Raw genomic sequence first — 19,290 nt, 5'->3', positions numbered from 1 at the left:
CCGTGTCGACGCAGCTGCGCAAGCACGTGATCCGCACCGAGACCGAGTACGGCGCCGTCCTGCTCGACGAGCGGACCGGCCGTTACTGGACCCTGAACCCCACCGCCGACCTCGCCGTCGGCGTGCTGGCCGGCGGTGGGACGCTCGCGCAGGCCGTGAGCGCGGTGACCGCCGCCTTCGACGTCGATGCCGCGACCGCGCGGTCCGACGTCGAACGGCTGGTCGCGACGCTGCGCTCAGCCGGGCTGGCCCGGTGACCCGCCGGCCCCGGCGCGGCGGGGCCCAGCGAGGCGGGGCCTGGTGGCGGTGGCTGCGCCGGGACGCGCTCGCCCTGCTGGCCGTCACGCTCGCCCGCGTGCTGATCAGGCTGCCGCCGGGACGGCTGCGTCGGGTGATGGAACTGCTGGCCGCCGGGACGCGGCCGGCCGGGTACCGGCAGACCCTGGCGGCGATGGAGGCGGTCACGGCGGTCAGCCGGACCTGCCGCGGCCAGTCCGGGTGCCTGCCGCGCGCGGTCGCCACCGCGCTGGTCTGCCGCGTCTCGGGGAGGTGGCCAACATGGCGGACAGGAGTACGGGCCGTGGGCTCGTTCGCGGCGCACGCCTGGGTGGAGGCCGACGGCCTGATGGTCGGCGAGTCCGTCCCGCCGGACACCTACCGGCCGATGATCACGGTCCGGTCGCGGCCGCGACCGGCCGCCCGGGTGAGGTGACCACGCCCCCGCGGCCGTGGCCGCCGACCGGCGGTCCGCCGCCCGGGCCCTCGGGGCCGTTGGGTGGCCCGCCGCCCGGGTTGTCCGGGCCGCCGGGCCTGAGGCCGCCTGGTGCCGGGCCGCCGGGGCCCCGCCCGGGTTTCGGTGACCTGTGGCGGCTGCTGCGCGGGCACGGCCGGCTGATCACGTTCGCGACCACCCTCACCGCGTTCGGCACGGTGATCGGCCTGGCGCAGCCCCTGCTGGTGCGCGCGGTCATCGACGCGGCGCGGGCCGGCGGGGTGCCGGTCCTGCTGATCGTCGTGCTCGTCGCGGTCTTCCTCGTCGAGGCGGCCGTCGACACCTGGGGGCACTACCTGCTGGAGTGCACCGGGCAGCGGGTGCTGCTGGGCCTGCGGCGCAGGCTGATCGGCCACCTGCTGCGGCTCCGTATCCGCGTGTTCGACGCCGAGCGCATCGGTGACCTCCTCTCCCGCTCGAACGCGGACACCACGGTGGTCCGGGACGCCGTGGCCTACAGCCTGACCACGTTCGTCACCAGTGTGATCGGGGTGCTCGCCGCGATCGGTCTGATGGTCTGGCTCAGCCCGGTGCTGTTCGGGCTGGTGCTGGTCGCGGTGGTCGTGGCCGGCGCGATCGTGCTGACGGCACTGGCCCGGGTGCGGGCCGTCTCGGAGCAGGGGCAGGCGAGCATCGGGCGGATGACCGCCGACCTGGAACGGGCGCTGACCGCGATCCGCACCGTGCGTGCCAGCAACGCCGAGGAGCGGGAGACCGAGCGCATCGGCGGGCACGCCGACGACGCCTACCGCGCCGGGCTGCGCATGGCCCGGCTCAGCGCGGTGATCGCCCCCGCCACCCAGCTCGCGGTGCAGGGCTCCGTCCTGGTGGTCCTGCTCGCCGGCGGTGTCCTGGTCGCCCGCGGCACGACGTCCCTGGGTGACCTGGTCGCCTTCCTGCTGTACGCGACCTACCTGGTGATGCCGCTGTCGCAGCTCATCGAGTCCGCGCAGACCATCCAGCGCGGCCTGGGCGCGCTGACACGCGTGAACGTCGTGTTCACGATGCCGCCGGAGGAGGAGCCGGCACCGGCCGGGCCCGTGACGCAGGTGAGGACCCTGGCGTCGGTGGGGGACGGGGCGTCGGTGGGGGACGGGGCGGCCGCGACGCCGGCGCTGGAGTTCCGCGGCGTCTGGTTCTCCTACGTCGAGCGGCCCGTCCTGCGGGGACTGTCGTTCACCGTGCCGGCGCGGGGCCAGGTCGCGCTGGTCGGGCCGTCCGGGGCCGGCAAGTCGACGGTGCTGGGCCTGATCGAGCGGTTCTACGAGCCGGACGCGGGGGAGATCCTCGTCCACGGCGTGCCGCTGGGCTGCTCCGAACGGGCCCAGACCCGGCGGCAGGTCAACCTCGTGGAGCAGGACGCCCCGGTGCTCAGCGGCTCGCTGCGCGACAACCTCGCCTACGCCTGCCCGGACGCCACCGACGCCGAGATCGCCGAGGTTGTCGACATCGCCCGGCTCACCGCGGTCGTCCGCCGCCTGCCCGCCGGCCTCGACACCGACGTCGGGGACCACGGGGTGCTGCTCTCCGGCGGGGAGCGCCAGCGCGTCGCCGTGGCCCGCGCGCTGCTGGCCCGGCCCACCCTGCTGCTGCTCGACGAGCCGACGTCCCAGATGGACGCGGTCAACGAGCACGCGCTGACCCGGGTGATGGCGGACATCGCCGCCCGCCGGGCGCTGCTGGTCATCGCGCACCGCATCTCGACGGTCCGGGCGTCGGATCTGATCGTCGTGCTCGACGAGGGCAGCGTGGTCGCCACCGGCCGGCACGAGGAGCTGCTGCGCACCTCACCGGACTACGCCCGCCTCGCCGCCGTCGGCCTGGACCGCACGGCCTGACGGGCGGTTCACGGGCCCTGCCGGCGCAGCGTCGCCGCGGCCAGGGCCAGGGCGACCAGCGTGCACGCGGCGATGACGAGGGCATCCCGGACGACCAGCGCCGGCACCCCGGGGGAGGCGCCGATCCGGGTCAGCGCGTCCACGACGTAGGTCATCGGGAGCAGGAAGCTCACCGTGGCGAGGACGGGATGCAGCTGGCTCTGCGCCACGAGGATGCCGCACAGCAGGAACTGGGGGAGCAGGACCGGTGGCAGGAACTGCACCGCCTGGAACTCGGAGTTCGCGAAGGCGCTGGTGAGCAGGCCGAGCGCGGTGCCGAACAGGGCGGCGAGCACGGCGAGCAGGCCGAGCACCGGCAGCGGCCCGGCGATGTGCAGGTCCAGCAGGACGACGGCCGTCGTGGTCGTGACGACGGCCTGCGCGACGGCGAGCAGCCCGAACGCGATGCCGTACCCGGCGAGCAGGTCGCCGCGGCCGATCGGCGTGGTCATCAGGCGCTCCAGCGTCCCGGACCGCCGTTCCCGCAGCATGGCGACCGAGGTTAGAAAAAACATCGTCATCAGCGGAAAGACGCCGAGCAAGCCCGTCCCGGCCCGGTCGAAGGCGGTGGGGCTGTTCGCGAAGATGGCCTGCAGCAGCCCCAGCAGCGTGGGTGGGAGTACGAGGACGAGCAGGACGGTGCGCCGGTCGCGGCGCATCTGGCGGATCACCCGCAGCGCGGTGCTGCTGGTGCGCGCGAGGTTCAGCGGCTGGCGCGTGTTCCTGCCACGGGCCTCCGGCGTGCCGCGGGTTCGGGGCACGCCGAGGGCCGAGGGCGCGTCGCTCGCCCGGGAAGCGCCGACAAGCCGGGGGCTGTCCCGCGGGGGAGGCGCGTCGCCGCGTACCGGGGAGTCGGCGCAGGCCGGCGCGGACGACTCCACCAGGCACAGGAACGCGTGGTCGAGGTCGCCGGCCCCGGTCAGGGCGAGCAGGTCGGCGGGCTTCTCGTCCGCGATCAGCCGGCCCTCGCGCAGCAGCAGGAGGCGGTCACAGCGGGCCGCCTCGTCCATCACGTGTGAGCTGACGAGCAGGGTCAGGCCGCAGTCGGCCATCCGGTGGAACTCGTCCCACAGCTCGCGGCGCAGCACCGGGTCGAGGCCGACGGTCGGCTCGTCCAGGACGAGCAGCTCGTGCCCGCCGATGATCGCGGCGGCCAGCGACACCCGGGAGCGCTGGCCGCCGGAGAGCTGGCCGACCGGGGTGCGGCCCTCGGTCGCCAGGCCGACCCCGGATGCGGCGCGCTCGGCCCGGCGGATGATCTCGGCTGGGCTGAGGACCCGGTCCGCGGAGAGCGCTGCGAAATAACGCAGGTTCTCGTCGACGGTGAGATCGTCGTAGACGGAGGCGGTCTGGGTGGCGTAGCCAACCCGCCGCCGGAGCTCGATCTCGCACGCGTCGAGGCCGAGTACCCGTAGCTCTCCGCTCACTCCGCGCTGGATGCCGACGACCGCCCGCATCAGCGTGGTTTTTCCGCATCCGCTCGGGCCGATGACTCCGGTGACCGATCCGCGGGGAACCTCGAACGACAGGCCGTGCACGATTTCCCGCCCGCCGTGGCCAGCATGGCCGCCCCAGCTCGTCCCACGTCGTATGTGGAGGTCCACCGCCCGGACCGCCAGATCGTCGTCGGCCTTTGAAACACGTCGTTCCGACGTTCTCGGCTCGGCCACGGGCGTCAGCCTAACGGCATCGCGAGGTCGCCGTCGCTCGCTACAATGACCGTATGGGTGAGGTTCGCGAGAATGCTGTAGTTAACAAGAATACTGTAGTTAACAAGAATACTGTGGTTGGCGGGAATTCTGTGGTTGGCAAGAACGCTGTGGTCCGAGAGAATTCTGTGGTTGGCGGGAATGCTGTGACTCGTGAAGGGGTGCCGAATTCGTGAAGGGTCGCCAATTGAAGAAAACGTGGAAGTTCCTGAAGGAATGGTAAACGAAGAAGATGCGGGAGTTCGCGTGGATGTGTCCGCTCAAGCGGGTGGTGCGTTTCGCGAGAATTCGGTGAATGGCGCGGGGTCCGATGGGGATCCGGGTGCGACCGGTGTCTGCGACGTGCCGTCGGGGCCGGGTGTCGGCCCACGGGCCGACGCCCGCAAGGCGCACGGGCGAGCTGGGAAGCAGAGCCGGTGCGTCTCGACCGATCCCGGGCGCCACTCCCGGGGTGAGCCGGGCGCGCCGGTGGTGATCGTCGAGTACGGCGACTTCGAGTGCCCCTACTGTGCCCGTGCGGCCGCCATCCTGCACGAGCTGGTCGACTCCTCTGACGGCCAGGTCCGGCAGGTGTTCCGGCACTTCCCGGTCTTCGACATCCATCCCTACGCACTCACCGCCGCGCTGGCGGCCGAGGTCGCCGGGGCGCACGGCCGGTTCTGGGAGATGCACGACCTGCTGTTCACGAACCAGGACAAGCTGGCCGACAAGTACCTCATGGCCTTCGCCCGGTCCCTGGGGATCGAGACCGACCTCGTCGTCGGCGACCCGGCCCAGCCCTACGGCGACGCCGTCGAGGCCGACTACGCCGGCGGCGCCGAGCTGCGGGTGCAGGGCACCCCGACGATCTTCATCGACGGGGTGCGGTACCGCGGCCGGCTCGAGCTCGGGCCGTTGCGGACGGCCGTCGCCCGCACGGGTTCCGGCCGGTCAGCGGATGACCGGGATGACGGCCGGCGTCGGCGAGTGCCATGGGCGCGGCGGTAGCGCCGGGATCGCCTCGTCGGAGCCCGGCGAGCACAACGACCAGCGTTCCCCGACATAGCGCAGCACGAACGTGCCCAGCACCGCGGCGGCGAAGGAGCCGACCAGAATCCCGATCTTGGCCTGCTCGGCGAGGGCCTCGTCGGTGAACGCCAGCTCGGTGACGAACAGCGAGATGGTGAACCCGATTCCGGCGAGGACGGCCGCGCCCACCAGGTGGCCGTAGCGGACACCGCCGGGCAGCGCGCCGAGCCCGGTGCGCATGGCGACCAGCGAGGTCGCCGTGATCCCGATCCCGTTGCCGACCAGGAGCGCGACCGCGACCCCGATCGTGACCGGGGAGGTGGACGCGTCCGCGAGGGTGTGGCTGTCGAGGTGCACGCCCGCGTTGGCCAGGCCGAAGATCGGCACGATCAGGTACGCGCTGAGCGGGTGCAGGGTGTACTGCAGCCGTTCGCTGGTGGAGACGGTGGACTTGGCCGCGGAGACGGCCAGCGCGGCCCGCGAGGCCGTGGAGTCCTCCCGTAGTGCCCGGACGTAGATCGGCACCTCGTCGATCTGCTCGCGGCGCGGCGGCGCGGACGGCAGGACCAGCCCGATGATCACGCCGGCGAGCGTCCCGTGCACCCCCGACGAGTAGATCGCCACCCAGAGAACGAGCGCGGCCACCACGTACGGCGGCAGCCGCCAGACACCCATCCAGCGCATGACCCCGATCACGACCAGGACGGCGGCCGCGGCGCCGAGCCAGACCGCGTCCACCTGGTCGGTGTAGAAGATCGCCACGACGGCGATCGCGCCGATGTCGTCGACGATGGCCAGCGTCAGCAGGAACAGCCGCAACCGGTCGGGGCAGCGCGGCCCGAACAGGGCGAGAATGCCGACGACGAAGGCGGTGTCGGTCGACATCGGGATGCCCCAGCCGTCTGCGGCGGGCCCGGAGGAGTTGAACAGGAAGTAGATCAGCGCCGGCAGTGTGAGACCGCCGACCGCGGCGAGCGCGGGCACGGCGACCGTCCGGCGGTCCCGCAGTTCCCCGGTGGTGAACTCGCGGTTGATCTCCAGCCCGACGACCGCGAAGAAGATCGCCATCGCGCCGTCGTTGACCCAGTGGTGCAGGGTCATCGACAGCGCCGCGTCCCCCACCCCGAGGGTGGCGGTGGTCTCCCAGAGGTCGTGGTAACTGTCCGCGACGGGGCTGTTCGCCCAGATCAGCGCCGCCGTCGCGGCGATGACGAGCAGGACGGCGCCACCCGCCTCCGTCGCGAGGAACTCGCGGACGGACGGCGCGACCTGGGGCAGCCGGACCCGCAGCTCCGGCCCCGGCCTGGTCGGAACGGTCATGCGGCCGGGATTTCTGCGCTCGGGATCGGTGGGGTCGGGCTCATCGTGTGCGTCGATCCTCCTCGAGGTGAAATCGTGCGTGCCTCCGCACGTCATCCTCGTGCCTGGCGCCGGCCTGGGCGCCCGGACCGGGTGACCCGTTCGTGGGCCGCCCCGGGCCCCGGCGGTCGGTCAGACCCGGCGGACCTTCCAGATGCACTCCGAGGGCCACCGGCGCGCCCACGCCTCCTCGGCGTTGTCGCGGTGGGTGGCGTCCGCGCCGGTCTCGGGCCTCGGCTCGACGAGGTCCTCGACGACGAACCCGCTCTCGCGGAACAGCCTGATCCAGGCCCCGTACGGCAGGTTCGCGCTGACCAGGCCGTCGGTGTCGGAGATGAGGCGCAGGCCGAAGTAGTCACCGACGAGCCGGTCGCCGGCGGCCTCGGCGCCGTCCGGGATGCTGATCTCGTAGATCGGGCTCACGTGACCGAAGGCGAGCAGCCCGCCGGGGCGCAGGATCCGGGCCGCCTCGGGGATCGCCCGGTAGGGATCGGCGAACGAGAAGGCGCCGTGATCGGCGAAGACGATGTCGAACGACCCGGCCGCGAACGGCACCTCCTCCGCGCTGGCCTGCACGAGCGGGAATTCGAGCCCGGTCTCGCGCTGGAGCCGGCGGCTGTGGTGCAGCTGGCGCTCGGAGAGGTCGAGCCCCACCGGATGCGCGCCGCGGCGGGCGAGCGCGGTCGACCACTGGCTCCCGCCGCAGCCCATCTCCAGCACGTCGAGTCCGACGACGTGGCCGAGGACGTTCAGCCGCGACTCGGGGATGCCCCACACCCCCCAGGTGATGTCGCCGGTGAACGCCTGCCCGCGGATCTGGGGGGCGTTGAACCGCTGGTAGTCGTCGGAGATCTCGTTCCACCGGGTGCGATTGTTCCGCACGTGGGTGTCGTCGCCGATCATCCGTTCGTCCGCTCCTCGTTGAACGTCGCCGCCATTGCACGTCGTGGCCACCACGCGCCGTGGCGCGATGGTGGTCGGGCGCGGGGATGCCGTGGTGGGCGCCGGTGCCGGGTTCCCGCGTCATAGCCTGACGTGGGCGTCTGCCGCGCACGCGGCAGACGCGGCATCCGCCGGGCCCCGTGACTGTACGAGACGCGACAGAAGGGGTACACGGGGGGTGCGGCGGGCGAACCGCGCAGATCGGCTCCCGGGGCCGGGTCGTGGGGCCGGGTCGTGGGAGGGCGAATCACGACGACGGAACGGTTCGAGGTGGGACGGGAGATCGCCGCGTCGCCGGCGGGCGCGGTCACCGGATCCGGGGCCCCGGTCACCCGGTCAACGCTGGTACGGGTGGGTGCGCCGCTTGTCGCGCAGGGCGGACCCCCACCAGCAGAGCTGGTCCAGCAGCGCTGTCGCCGCGCCGTCCACCGGGCCGGGGTCGAGCGGCTCGCCGTCGGCACCGAACCGGCTCCAGGCGTTGTGGAAGCTGACCGTGTCGCGGATCGTGACCGCGTGCAGCTCGGCGAAGACGACCCGCAACGCCTCGACGGCGCGCAGCCCGCCGGACATCCCGCCGTAGGCGACGAACGCGACGGGCTTGGCGTGCCACTGCGGGCCGAGTGCGTCGACGGCGGTCTTGAGCGGTCCGGGGAAGCTGTGGTTGTACTCCGGGGTGACGATCACGACCGCGTCGGCGGCGCCGACGCGGTCCGCGAAGGACTCCCAGGTCATCGGGTCGACAGCGGCCGTGTCGACAACGGCGGTGTTCGCGCCGCCGATCCCGGCGATCCCGGCGAGGTCGACGACGTCCACGGTGACGTCGGGGCGCTGCCCGGCCCGGCGGGCGAACCACCCGGCCACGACCGGGCCGAACCGGCCGGCGCGGACGCTCGCGAGCACGACCGCGACCCGCAGCGGTGTGATGTCCGGCGTGTGCTCGGCGGCACTCGGTGGTGTGTCCGCGGGCCCGGCTTCAGCCGCCGCGCGCTGGTTGGAGATCGTCAGATCGCTCATGACGGCCAGACTAAAGGTTAAACCTAACTTCAGGTCAAGGTATGGGTGCGGGACGTGGCAGGGCCTGGACGGTCGGTGGAGTCCGGGGATGGACGGGCGTTCAGCGTGGTCTGACGGTCACCCGGGTCCAGGCGCCGACGAAGACGTGGTCGCCCTCGCGCACGAGCGCCGAGTCGTCCACACCCACCCTGGCCAGGTGGGCCGCGTCCGGGCCGAGCCAGGTCCCGTTCGCCGAGCGGAGGTCGGTCACCGTGACCGTCCCGTCGGCGTGCCGCTCAAGCAGTGCGTGCGAGCGGGACACGCCAGGATCCATGGGAGGCAGCGAGAGATCGAGCTCCGGTGCCCGGCCTCGGGAGCGGCTGCGCCGTCCGATGACCGCCCGTGGGGCCGTCATCCGGATCAGCCGGCCGGCCGCGTCGGTGGGGAAGACCGCGCCGTCGTTCTCCCCGCGGTCGAAGTAGGCGCGGTCGGGAGCGATCTCGACCGCCCACGCGGTGCCCGCCGATCCGGTGCCCGCCGAACCGTTGGACGCCCACCCGTCGGTCGCCTCCGGAGCGGCGCGCGTCGCCGCGCGGCCCAGTGGGACCACGCCGACCGCCCGGGGGCCTGTCCCGGTGACGGCGTTGTGACCGCACGCGCGGCAGACGGGCTCGGTCACCGGCATGGGGAACCCGCACCCGGCGCACGGGGCGTCCGCGCTGACCTGGCCCGGGGGGTGCGGCGAGCTCACCGCCGGGCGGGCACGGTGACGGTCGAGCCCGCGTCCAGGTCCATCTCGTCGAGGGTGTCGACCTGGGGACGCAGCCGTACCGCTCCGGTGGCCGCGTCGTCGATGTCGACGACCTTCGCCAGCCGTTCGAGGGTCGCGCCGTCGTCGGCGGCGGCCGCGATCCGCGCGGCCCTGCCGAGCAGGGTGACCGCGCTGACCTCGTCCCCGTCGCGGCGTGCCGCGAGCCCGCCCTGCACGGCGCGCGCCAGCTCCGTCTGGCCGGTGTAGTGCGCGACGACCTCGTCGATGCGGGTCGACAGCTCGTCATCCTCGGACCACGCGGCGAGCACCGCCGTCCGGGAGAGCTCGTCCTCGCCGGCGATCACGCTGACGCGGGCGGCGAGCCGTTCGTTCCCCACCGGCGCCGGGGGGACGTCGACGCACAGGTGGTACTCCCGTGTCCCGGTGGCCCAGGCGCCCGTCGGATGGTCGCGGGTGAGCGGATTGACCTCGACGGCCCGCGCGGTGAGGTCCTCGAGCTCGGGCGACACCTGGCGCAGGAACCGGATCGTCGCCCCCTTGGGCGTCCACACCCGCAGGCCGACCCGGTCGATCCCGCGGGCCTGTGCCCGCTCGATCAGCGAGCGGAAGTCCTCCACCATCTCCGCCGGCTCGCGCAGCAGGGCGACGCCGCCCAGCAGGGTGGAGGCGACGCGGCGCAGCTCCGCCACCTTCCAGTCGGCACCGACGCCGCGGCAGTCGCACTGGAACCGGCCCTCACACGCGGCCAGCGCGGCGGCGAAGACGGCCTCGCTCTCGCCGTTCTGGCCGTCGGTCAGCAGGATCGCGTGGTGGATGGCGTCCGGGCGGGTGGCCATCAGGTCGCGGGCGAGCAGCAGCCACCGGCCCATGGCGGTGCCGCCGTGGGGCCGCAGCCGTTTCACCGCGGCCTTCGCGGCCTCGCGGGTCCGCGGCGACGCCTCGACGAGCTCCTGGCGCGTCGGGTACACCATTTCGGCCTGCCCGGTGCCCGCCACCACGGCGAACGCGACACCGTCGTGCAGCGTGTCGACGGCGGCCTGGGCCGCCCGGCGGGCTTCGATGATTTTCGAGTGGGGGTAGTCCATCGACCCCGAGCAGTCCAGCAGGATGACCTCGGCGGCGCCCGCCGTGGCGGCGGCCCCGGCCGTCCCGGGGGCGTCGGGGCCGTCGGGAGTACCAGGGCGGACGTCGTGCGCGGTGACGGTGATGACGGCGTGCACCTCGCCCGACCCCTCGGGCAGGTACTTGTTCTGGCTGACCTCGAGACTGAAGTCCACCATCAGGTTCTCCCTGGAATGTCGATGACGATCGCGGTCACGTTGTCGGAGCCGCCCCCGCGCAGCGCCACCTCGACCAGGTGCCGCGCGACGTCGATCGCCGGCGCGCCGGGCCCGAGCGCGTCGACGTGGCCGGCGAGCGTCTCCGCCGCGGAGGCGTAGTTCCACAGGCCGTCGCTGCACAGCACGATCCGTCCCGCGCTCGGCAGCGCGACGGCGCGGATCCGGGGAATGGCGGAGGCGCTCCCGACTCCCAGCCAGCGCGTGATCGTATGGGCGTCGCGTCCGCGTTCGGCCAGCTCAGGGGCCAGCCGGCCGGCCCGCACGGCCTCGGCGGCGACGGTGTCGTCCTCGGTGAGCCGGCGTGCGCCGGAGCTGTCGACCAGGTACGCGCGGCTGTCGCCGAGCCATCCGACGACCAGCGTCGCGTCCACGACGACGGTGCCCACGAACGTGCACGCGGGGGAGAGGCCGAGCCCGGCCGCCCCCGCGACGGCCGCGTTCTGAGCCGCCCGCGCGGCGTCACGCAGGGCGGCCGCCATCTCGCCGGCCGTGTCCCGCTCCGCTTCGGGTGTCGCCGCCCCGCCTGCCCGCCCGCCACCGAGGTAGGCCTGCTGCGGTGCGAGGCCGGGGCCCGGCCCGCCCGCCGGCACCGGAACGGCCCGGGACCGCCAGGCCTCGACCCGGTCGGTCAGCAGAGCCGTCGCGGCCGCGGCAGCGGCCGCGGCAGCCGGACCGGAGCCCCGCGCACTCGACACCCCGTCGCAGACGACGCCGACCGCGCCGAGGCCGACCGCGCCGACGCTGCTGTCGGCGGCCAACGCCACGCCCATTCCGTCCTCGTTCGAGTGGTGGACGAGGCCGCGGTCGGACACACCGGCGGCGGCGCCGAGGTCGGTCTCGTACCGGTCGACGTCGGCAACGAGTACGGCGTGCATGGCGGCGGCGGTACGCGAAGCGGGCCCGGTCCCGGAGGCGGCCGTCGCGGTCAGGGCCGCGCCGCACCGCTCGCAGTACCGGTCCCCGGCGAGCGGCGTCGCGGCGCACCGCGGGCAGGCGGGCGGCGTCGTGACCGGGGTCTGCTCCTCGGGGCGGGGCAGCGGCCCCGCCGGGCGCCCGCTCACCGTCGCGTCCTCGGGCGCACGGCGTTCGCGAGATCCACCAGGTCGTAGCGCTCCTGCGCGCTCCGCGCCAGGGTGGCCAGCTCCCGGTAGGCGCGCTCCAGCCCGAAGCGCAGGTCGTCCTCGCGTAGGCGGGTGCCGGCGACCTCGACGTCCGGGTCGGGTGGCGTGTCTCCCGCGAGGAGCAGGTCCAGCGCGCAGCGCAGCAGGTCCCGGGTGAGTGCCACCCGGCGCCGCCGGTCGACGTCCAGGCCAGCGAGGATGCCCGACGCGGCGACCAGGTCGGCGGGCCGCGGCACACCGGCCGCCGTCCTGGTCCCGCGGACGAGCGCGGTCCGGATCCGGGCCTCCTGATACGCCGCCGACGAGGGCGGAACCCGCTCGTAGGCGGCGACCGCGCCGGCGCGGTCATTCGCCGCGACCCGCACCCGGGCGAGGCCGAACGCGGCGCTGGTGAATCCGTCGTCCGTCCGCGAGACCAGGTCGAACAGCGTGGCGGCCCGGGCCTGGTCGCCGGCCGCCTCGGCCGTGACGGCCAGCGCCAGCTTGGGCGCGAGCTCCCCGGGCACCTGCGCGTACACGTCGGTGAACGCCGCGGCCGCCGCGGCGGTGTCGCCGTCGCCGTCGCCGCCGTCGAGCGCGAGCAGCCCCCGGTACCAGCGGACCCGCCACTCGAACGGATCCTCGGCCTCGACCTCGTCGAGCACGGCCGCGGCGGCGGCGGTGTCCCCGTTCTCGAGGTGGGCGCGGGCCAGCCGGAGCCGGACCTCGACCGTCGCCGGGCTGATGGCCGCCAGCAGCGTGGCGAGCTGCGCGGGCGAACTGTCGGGCAGCGCCGCGAGGGTGCCCGCGGCCGGATCCTCCGGGTCGACGCGCAGCCGTGGCAGGCTCGCCCACCGCGGCCTGACGACCGACCCGTCGGCGTCCTCCCCGGTCAGGTGGACGTCCCCGGTGAACCGCCGGCTCGGCGCGGGCACGGGTGCGCCCCGTTCCGCGGCGAGGATCTCGCGCAGCACGCCGAGCAGCTCGTCGCGCATCTCGTCGGCGGAGACGAACCTGTCCTCGGGCAGCCAGGCCGTGGCCCGGCGCAGGAACAGGTCGAGCGACTCGTGGCGCGCCAGGACCTCGTGCGTCGACGCCGGCGGGAGACTGTGGACGTAGGTGGTCGTGTTCCCGCGGAAGTTCAGGATCAGCGTGGCCAGCGTCCGCCCGACCGTGTACAGGTCGGAGGCGACGGTGGGCGTCTCGGTCTCGACCTCCGGGGCCGAGTAGCCGCGGGTCCGGTAGGACGCGCCGCTCTCGTCGTCGAGCCGGCGGACCGCCCCCAGGTCGATCAGCCGCAGGCTCTCGCGGCCGAGCATGACGTTGTCCGGCTTGAAGTCGCAGAACACCAGGCCGTTGCGGTGCAGGTAGGCGAACGCCGGCAGCACGGCCAGGATGTAGGCGATCGCCTGGGTGACCGGCAGTGGGTCGGGACGCCCCCCCTCCGCCCGGCGCTGCCGCAGGACCTCGCGCAGCGACGTCCCGCCGACGTACTCCATGACGATGTAGCCGGTACCCGCGTGCCTGACGAACGTGTGGATGCGCACGATCGCCGGGTCGTCCACCGCGGAGAGGAAGCGGCGCTCGGCGATCGCGGCGGCCTGGGCGTCCGGGTCATCCTTGTCGAGCAGGCCCTTGAGCACGACCCAGAAGTTGTCCGCGACCTCACGGTTGCGGGCGAGGTAGACCCAGCCCTGCCCGCCGTGCGCCAGCGCGCCCGCGATCTCGTAGGAACCCACCCGGTCACCGGCGCGCAGCGCCGGGACGAACGAGAACTGGTGCCCGCACGTGACACAGAAGCCCTCGACGGCAGCCGGCCGGCCGTCGCGGGCCCGCCCGACCTCGGCCCCGCAGGCCGAGCACACCCGCCGGTGCTCCGGAACACACGGGTCGGTGAGCAGCAGCGACTCCGGATCGGGGGTCGGCATGTCCGGGACGTCCACCAGCCCCTCCCCGAGCCGGCTCTGGGGACGACGGGCCCGGCCCGGGCGGCGACGCCGGCGCGGTGTCCCGCCCGCCGTCAAACTCCACGACGCGGATCCGCCAGCCGACCCGCTCCCGTCCGACCCGCTCCCGTCCGACCCGCTCGTGCCCGACCCGCTCGTGCCCGACCCGCTCGTGCCAGGCCCGGTCGGGTCGGGATGGGGCGGTGGCCCCGGATCAGGCTCGGGTGGCCGGTACGCCAGCCCGGTCATGTTGCAGTACCCGTCCTCGATGATTCCGTCGCAGTCGGGTTCCGGGCAGGCGATGCCGTCGACCGTCACCAGCGTTCCTCCGTCCACGCGGCATGGCCGCCCCCGTCACCAACCTGCCGCGCCGCCGACACCGCCGACACCCCCGCGACCTCGCCCGGCGCGGACACTGAAGCTGCCACCGGCGCGGACGCCGGTGCCGGTGCCGGTGGCGGGGGCGGGATGTTCAGCAGGGCGTCGCCAAATGCCGTGACCAGGGCTTGTGCCGCGTCCAGATCAACCGGGACGGTGCGCAGCGCGGTCGCGGCGCGTTCGTACAGCTCGCCGATATGAGGCGACTCGAGCTGGCCGAGCCGGCCGGCTTTCGCGCGCAGCGCGCCCAGCAGGCCGCGCAGCTCGTCCCGACGGCGCAGCGGCGCCGAGTTCGTCGTGACGGTCTCCTCCGCCGCGGCGAGCGTCTCCCGCGCGACCCGGTGCCAGGCGCCCAGGCCGTGGGCGACCAGCCGCCACTCACCCGCGGCACCGGCCGCCACCAGCCGGTCCAGCCATGGCCGCAGCCCGCTGCGCGGGCCGTCGAACCATCCGTCACCCAGCCGCACCAGGCCGGTCGGGTCGCCGGTGAGGCGTTCCACCACAGTGCGGGCGGCGCGTTCACCCTCCTGCGCGACCGACACGATCCGGTGCAGCATGTCCTCGGCCGCGGCGAGCTCCGCGTCCAGCCCGTCGAAAGTTCGGCGTAGGACGGCGACCAGCTCACCTACCTGGGCGGCCGCGGCGATGGTGGGCCCGAGGTCGTCCGGTGTGGTCTCCAGCGGGTTGGCCGTCACCGCCGCTGCCGCGGCGCCCATCGCCGCGCGCGCGGCGACCAGCTCCGGCAGGTCGGGTATCGCGAGGCGTGCGCAGACGGCGTCGGTCTCCGCGAGCCCACGCGCCGCGTCGACAAGAATCCGGTGATGCGCGGCCCGGGCCGCCGTCACCGCCGCCAACTCGGCACGGACCGCCTCGGCGATCTCCCGGGTGCCGGCGAGGAGGCGCCCGGCCGCGCCAGCCGGCAGGTTGCCGGCCGCACTCCGCGGGAGCCTGTCGGTCGCACCGGCCGGCAGCTGTCCAGGGGCAGATCCCAGCTCCCTGGGCAGCGGCGCGGATAACTCCCCGGGCGGCGGTGTGGGCGGGTGCGACGGCGGCTCGCGCAGGAACGCGTCGACCCGCGCCGCCTGCCGGGCGCCGATCCGGGAATCCGGCAGGCCGCGCAAAGCCTCGACCCGGCCGAGCACCTCGCTGACGGCGCGATGGCGGTTCCACAGCCATCCCAGCCCGGCCCGGGCCACCGCGGCGCGGGCGGCGGTCCGCCCGCGCAGCCGCGTGACGTCGCCGAGCACCTGTTCCGCGGTCGCGTCGAGCTCGAGCAGGCTCGTCGACAGCGCCGCCGTCTCCGACCGGAGAAGCGCCAGGGCGTCGTCCACGTCGCGTCGCGAGGCCATCCGGATCAGTCCCGGTAGACAGGGGCCGGCGGCGGGGGCGGCTGGCGGACGTCGCCCAGCCATCGTCGGTGGATCGCCGTCCAGGTTCCGTCACGGTCCGCCCGCTCCAGCATGCCATTCACGAAGCGGGTGAGGTCCGGCGCGTCCCTGGCGACGGCGATGCCCATGGCCACGTCGAAGGCGCCGACACCGACGATGCGGGTCTCCGGGTCCTGCTTGACCATCCCGACCAGGACGGCCTCGTCGTTCACGATCGCCTCGACCGTTCCCGCCTGCAGCGCGACCAGGCAGTCGGCCGGGCTGGCAAGCTGGACGGGGATCGGCCGCGACGGCGCGTCGACAACCTGCTGCAGCGAGGTGGTGCCGGCCGCCGCGCACACCCGCCGGCCGCCGAGGTCCGCGAGGCCCTGGTAGGGCGCGTCCTCCAGCACCAGCACGGCTTTGGCCGTCCGGTAGTAGGGCGCGGAGAAGTCGACCTCGTCCGCGCGCTCGCAGGTGATGGTCAGCGTTGCGGCGACCAGGTCGAGGGTGCCGTCGCGGACGAGAGCGACCCGGTCGGCGCCGGTCACCGCCCGGAACCGGACATGGCCGTCCGCGCCGAACAGCGCCCGGCCCACCAGCAGGGCCAGGTCGACGTCGAACCCCTCGAACTCCCCGGTGTCCGGGTGACGCGACCCGAACGGCGGCGTGTCGGGACGGACCCCCGCCGTGAGGTAGCCGCGGTCGACGATCTCGCGCAGGGTGGGGCCGTCCGGCTGGCCGGGCGGGGGGAGCGTGACCGGCGGGCGCAGGCTGGCGGTGCGGTCACCGCACCCCGGGGACGCGGTGGAGCGTGCCGGCAGCGGCGACTGCCGGGTGACAGCGGCCGGAAGGGGGTCGCCGACCGCCGGCAGCGCGCTCGTCACGGTGCCGCAGGCCGCGGTGGTGCCGAGCAGCGGTACGGCGGCGAAGATCATCGCTCTGAACGTGGTGCTCAGCGTGATCCTCGATGTTATCCGCCGGCTTCGGCGGCCTGGCCTGCGTCCGACCCTCCGCATGATCGCTGATGCTAGATCGTCGGTACTCCTCCGATCGTGACTTGTCGTGTTCTCGTCACCCGATCTCATTTCCGGCACACAACGCCCCACCCACCCCCGAAACCCCACAACCCCAGCCACTCCCGCCTACCTCATCCCCCCACCAGCCATCCCCGTCCTCTCCCCGCCGGGGTAGCCGGGCCCGAAAGACGCGTGGCGCTTGGGAGAGTCCATGGACTCACTGACCCGCCACGGTCGTGTTGGGGTGGGCTTTTCTGGGCGTCAGGTTTGCGAGACCCGGCCCGGGCCGGAACGGGGCAGGTGGGTGGGGTCAGCCGCGGTAGGTGGGGGTGGGTGGGGTGGGGGAGAGGCCGGGGAGCCAGGTCTGGGCGAGGCGGTTCCAGCTTCCGTCGGCGATCGCCTGGGCGAGGACGCCGTTGACGAAGCGGGTCAGATCCGGGTGGTTCAGGCTCACGCCGATGGCGTCCGGCTCGAGCGTCAACCTCGGCCCGACGATGTGGACGCGCGGATCCTGGGAGACCATCCCGGCCAGGATGGCCTCGGTGGTGGTGATCGCGTCCACCGTTCCGGCCTGAAGCTCCACCAGGCAGTCACCGATGGTCGGCGCGGCGACGGCGACCGGCCGCGGGTCCGCGTTCCTGATGTGGTCGAGGGTCGTCGTCCCCGCCGCTGTGCACACCCGCCGGCCGCCGAGGTCCTCCATGCCCTGGTAGGGCGAGTCGGTCGGGACGAGTACGCGGTTCGCCTCCTCGTAGTACACGGCGGAGAAGTCCACCTGGGCGCGGCGCTCGCAGTTCGTCGTCATGGTCGCCACGACCACGTCCACCGTGCCGTCCCGCAGGACGGGGATCCGCTCGGGGTAGGTCACGGCCCGGAAGCGGACGTGGCCGTCCTCGCCGAAGATCGCCCGCCCGATCAGCCGGGCCATGTCGACGTCGAAGCCGGCGAACTCGCCGCTGAACGGATCGATGAAACCGAACGGCGGCACGTCCGCCAGGACGCCGGCGGTCAGATAGCCGCGCTGGGCGACGGTCTCCAGGTGCGACCCGGCCGGCATGGCGCCGGGGGACGGCAGCTCGGTGGGCGGGCGCAGGCTGGCCGTCGGGTCCCCGCAGTCGCCGGCCGCCGACGGCGTCGCGCTGGCCGGTGCGGTGCTGTTGGGCGTGGCGCCGGCCGCTGGCATCGCCCGGGCCTGCTCGGGGAGCGGGTTGTCGACCGTGCCACAGGCGCCGAGCAGGACCGCGATCCCCACGAGCATGAGCAGCGCTCGGCTGGCGGGTGTGCGGCGGGTGATCACCGATGTTGCCGAGATGCCGTCAGCGGTAGTCATTGATCCTCGACTGCACCCCGGCCAGCGTGAGGAGCATCGCCAGCCCGAGCGCCGTGCCGGTACCGGCGGCGACACCGTCGTAGGTGCCCGCGGCGGAGCTCAGCCCGGCGGCGAAACGCCCGCGGCTCGCGGTGAACGCCGTCTCGGCGTCGCCGTCGAAGCGGGTGAACGTCGAGGTTCCCTCGTCGAGGGCCACCCGCACGGCCTCCTGGAAGCCGCCGACGTCGCGGACCAGGTCCCGGACCCGGACGGCGGTGTCCTGGTAGCGCTCCCAGTCGGGTACGAGCACGTCCCGTCCCGGCGCGTCCGGGCCGTCCAGCGCCGCGGCGGTGGCGAGCGTCCCCGTACCGGCCGGTCGGCCCGCCGGGTCGTAGCCGAGGCGCTCGGTCACCCGGCGCGCGTCGGCGTCGAGGTCGTCGCCGTTGCCGCGGGCGATCAGGGAGAGGCTCTCGTCGCCCCAGGCCCGTAGCGCCAGCACCCGCACCTGGGCGACGACCGTCATCGGCCGGAAGGCGTCGTTCCTGCTGTCGACCAGGCGGGCCCGGGAGACACCGAAAGCCAGCAGGGTGAGACCCGTCGCGATCACGACCAGTACCGTCGCGGCGACCAGGCGCAGATTGAACATCCGGTGCGTCCGCCGGAACAGGCGGATCTGCAGGGCGACCAGGGCGACCAGCGCCGCCGCGCCGGCCACGCCGACGAGGACCGGCTGGTACCAGCGCGTCGCCTGGGCGTACCCGCGATCGATGTCCAGCGCGTCCTCGGCGGCCAGCCGGTCGACCGCTGGGAGGATCCTGGTCTGCATGAGTTCGGAGGCCTGACGAAGGTACGCGCCGCCGACGACATTTCCGATCCGGTTGTTCGCGCGCGCCCGTTCGATCAGGCCGGTGTACACCGGCAGCTGGGCCGCCAGGACGCTCAGCGGCTCGCGCGGCCCGCCGGCGAGCGCCAGGTCGACGATGCGCCCGCTCGCCGAGGCGATGCTCTCCTGATAGGCCGTCCGCTGGGCCGGCGGCTCCACGCCGCCGGCCAGAAACGCGCGGGCCACGGTCGCGTCGGCCACCGAGAGCTCGGCGTGCAGCTGTTGCGCCGCCACGAACGACGCACCGGAGTCGCGGGCGAGGGCGTCCACGGCGTGCTGGCGGGAGAGCGTGGACAGCAGGCAGACGGACAGCGTCACCATCAGGACACCTACGAGCCCGGCGGACAGCAGGCGCAGGAATCCGGGTGGAGTCCGGCTCCGTCGCCGGATCGTCCCCGCCGCCGCGGCGACGGAGGCCGTGGCGCCCGAAACCGTGGAGACAGCAGTCGCCGAGCCGGACGCGGGCGCCGGGTTACCGGCGGCCGGTGCTGCGGACGGCGTTCCCACCGTGCTCAT

The 19,290-nt window shown here is 74.0% G+C and carries 16 protein-coding genes; 4 read left to right on the top strand and 12 right to left on the bottom strand.

What is annotated here, in order from left to right:
* The first annotated feature begins 2 nt into the window (after positions 1-2).
* From E0504_RS39815 to E0504_RS39805, 3 genes are read left to right on the top strand one after another with little or no spacing between them, the layout of a single operon-like run.
* Positions 3-257: a lasso peptide biosynthesis PqqD family chaperone gene (locus E0504_RS39815; RefSeq protein ID WP_071063678.1), complete on the top strand. Its 255-nt coding sequence runs from the start codon at positions 3-5 to the stop codon at positions 255-257.
* Entirely contained in the window at positions 254-712 is a 459-nt protein-coding gene (locus E0504_RS39810; protein ID WP_083391022.1) for a lasso peptide biosynthesis B2 protein, read from the top strand. Before E0504_RS39815 ends, E0504_RS39810 begins: the two co-directional genes overlap by 4 nt.
* The gene (locus E0504_RS39805) at positions 709-2,610 is read left to right on the top strand and encodes an ABC transporter ATP-binding protein (RefSeq protein ID WP_131626922.1); all 1,902 of its coding nucleotides are present in this window, start codon (positions 709-711) and stop codon (positions 2,608-2,610) included. The genes E0504_RS39810 and E0504_RS39805 overlap by 4 nt, the downstream gene beginning before the upstream one ends.
* Before the next feature lie 8 nt (positions 2,611-2,618).
* Here the strand turns inward: E0504_RS39805 and E0504_RS39800 are convergent, their stop codons facing one another.
* Positions 2,619-4,319 carry an ATP-binding cassette domain-containing protein gene (locus tag E0504_RS39800; protein ID WP_131626921.1) on the bottom strand — a complete coding sequence of 567 codons (1,701 nt, stop codon included), beginning with the start codon at positions 4,317-4,319 and terminating at the stop codon, positions 2,619-2,621.
* A 381-nt stretch (positions 4,320-4,700) separates the two neighbouring features.
* Between E0504_RS39800 and E0504_RS39790 the strand changes: the two genes are divergently transcribed.
* Positions 4,701-5,345: a DsbA family protein gene (locus E0504_RS39790; protein ID WP_235013619.1), complete on the top strand. Its 645-nt coding sequence runs from the start codon at positions 4,701-4,703 to the stop codon at positions 5,343-5,345.
* Here E0504_RS39790 and nhaA read toward each other — a convergent pair.
* The 11 genes from nhaA to E0504_RS39735 all read right to left on the bottom strand — a co-directional run bounded on the left by nhaA (position 5,289) and on the right by E0504_RS39735 (position 19,290).
* Positions 5,289-6,686, bottom strand: a complete 1,398-nt coding sequence (gene nhaA / locus E0504_RS39785; protein WP_112104833.1) for a Na+/H+ antiporter NhaA — start codon at positions 6,684-6,686, stop codon at positions 5,289-5,291. The two genes, E0504_RS39790 and nhaA, sit on opposite strands and share 57 nt — an antisense overlap.
* 171 nt (positions 6,687-6,857) lie before the next feature.
* Positions 6,858-7,628 carry a class I SAM-dependent methyltransferase gene (locus E0504_RS39780; protein WP_071063670.1) on the bottom strand — a complete coding sequence of 257 codons (771 nt, stop codon included), beginning with the start codon at positions 7,626-7,628 and terminating at the stop codon, positions 6,858-6,860.
* A gap of 375 nt (positions 7,629-8,003) precedes the next feature.
* The gene (locus E0504_RS39775; protein WP_198541322.1) at positions 8,004-8,681 is read right to left on the bottom strand and encodes an NADPH-dependent FMN reductase; all 678 of its coding nucleotides are present in this window, start codon (positions 8,679-8,681) and stop codon (positions 8,004-8,006) included.
* Between the two features lie 100 nt (positions 8,682-8,781).
* Positions 8,782-9,345 carry an FHA domain-containing protein gene (locus E0504_RS39770; protein ID WP_112104837.1) on the bottom strand — a complete coding sequence of 188 codons (564 nt, stop codon included), beginning with the start codon at positions 9,343-9,345 and terminating at the stop codon, positions 8,782-8,784.
* Positions 9,346-9,407: 62 nt separating this feature from the next.
* Positions 9,408-10,712 (bottom strand): VWA domain-containing protein, encoded by a 1,305-nt coding sequence (locus E0504_RS39765; RefSeq protein WP_112104832.1) that lies wholly within the window; start codon positions 10,710-10,712, stop codon positions 9,408-9,410.
* Positions 10,712-11,833 (bottom strand): protein phosphatase 2C domain-containing protein, encoded by a 1,122-nt coding sequence (locus tag E0504_RS39760; protein WP_112104831.1) that lies wholly within the window; start codon positions 11,831-11,833, stop codon positions 10,712-10,714. Before E0504_RS39760 ends, E0504_RS39765 begins: the two co-directional genes overlap by 1 nt.
* Positions 11,830-14,136: a serine/threonine-protein kinase gene (locus tag E0504_RS39755; protein WP_131626919.1), complete on the bottom strand. Its 2,307-nt coding sequence runs from the start codon at positions 14,134-14,136 to the stop codon at positions 11,830-11,832. Before E0504_RS39755 ends, E0504_RS39760 begins: the two co-directional genes overlap by 4 nt.
* The gene (locus E0504_RS39750) at positions 14,133-15,545 is read right to left on the bottom strand and encodes a hypothetical protein (protein ID WP_131626918.1); all 1,413 of its coding nucleotides are present in this window, start codon (positions 15,543-15,545) and stop codon (positions 14,133-14,135) included. The genes E0504_RS39755 and E0504_RS39750 overlap by 4 nt, the downstream gene beginning before the upstream one ends.
* 5 nt (positions 15,546-15,550) lie before the next feature.
* Positions 15,551-16,501, bottom strand: coding sequence for a glutamate ABC transporter substrate-binding protein (locus E0504_RS39745; protein WP_235013617.1), 951 nt, complete (start codon positions 16,499-16,501; stop codon positions 15,551-15,553).
* 391 nt (positions 16,502-16,892) lie between these two features.
* Entirely contained in the window at positions 16,893-17,912 is a 1,020-nt protein-coding gene (locus tag E0504_RS39740; protein WP_243657837.1) for a glutamate ABC transporter substrate-binding protein, read from the bottom strand.
* Complete coding sequence (locus E0504_RS39735) at positions 17,899-19,290, bottom strand: hypothetical protein (protein WP_112104928.1); 1,392 nt, start codon at positions 19,288-19,290, stop codon at positions 17,899-17,901. The genes E0504_RS39740 and E0504_RS39735 overlap by 14 nt, the downstream gene beginning before the upstream one ends.

It is taken from the genome of Parafrankia sp. BMG5.11, from assembly GCF_004337455.1.
The sequence above is the reverse complement of the archived record's forward strand: the minus strand, read 5'-3'. Positions and strand labels throughout refer to the sequence as shown.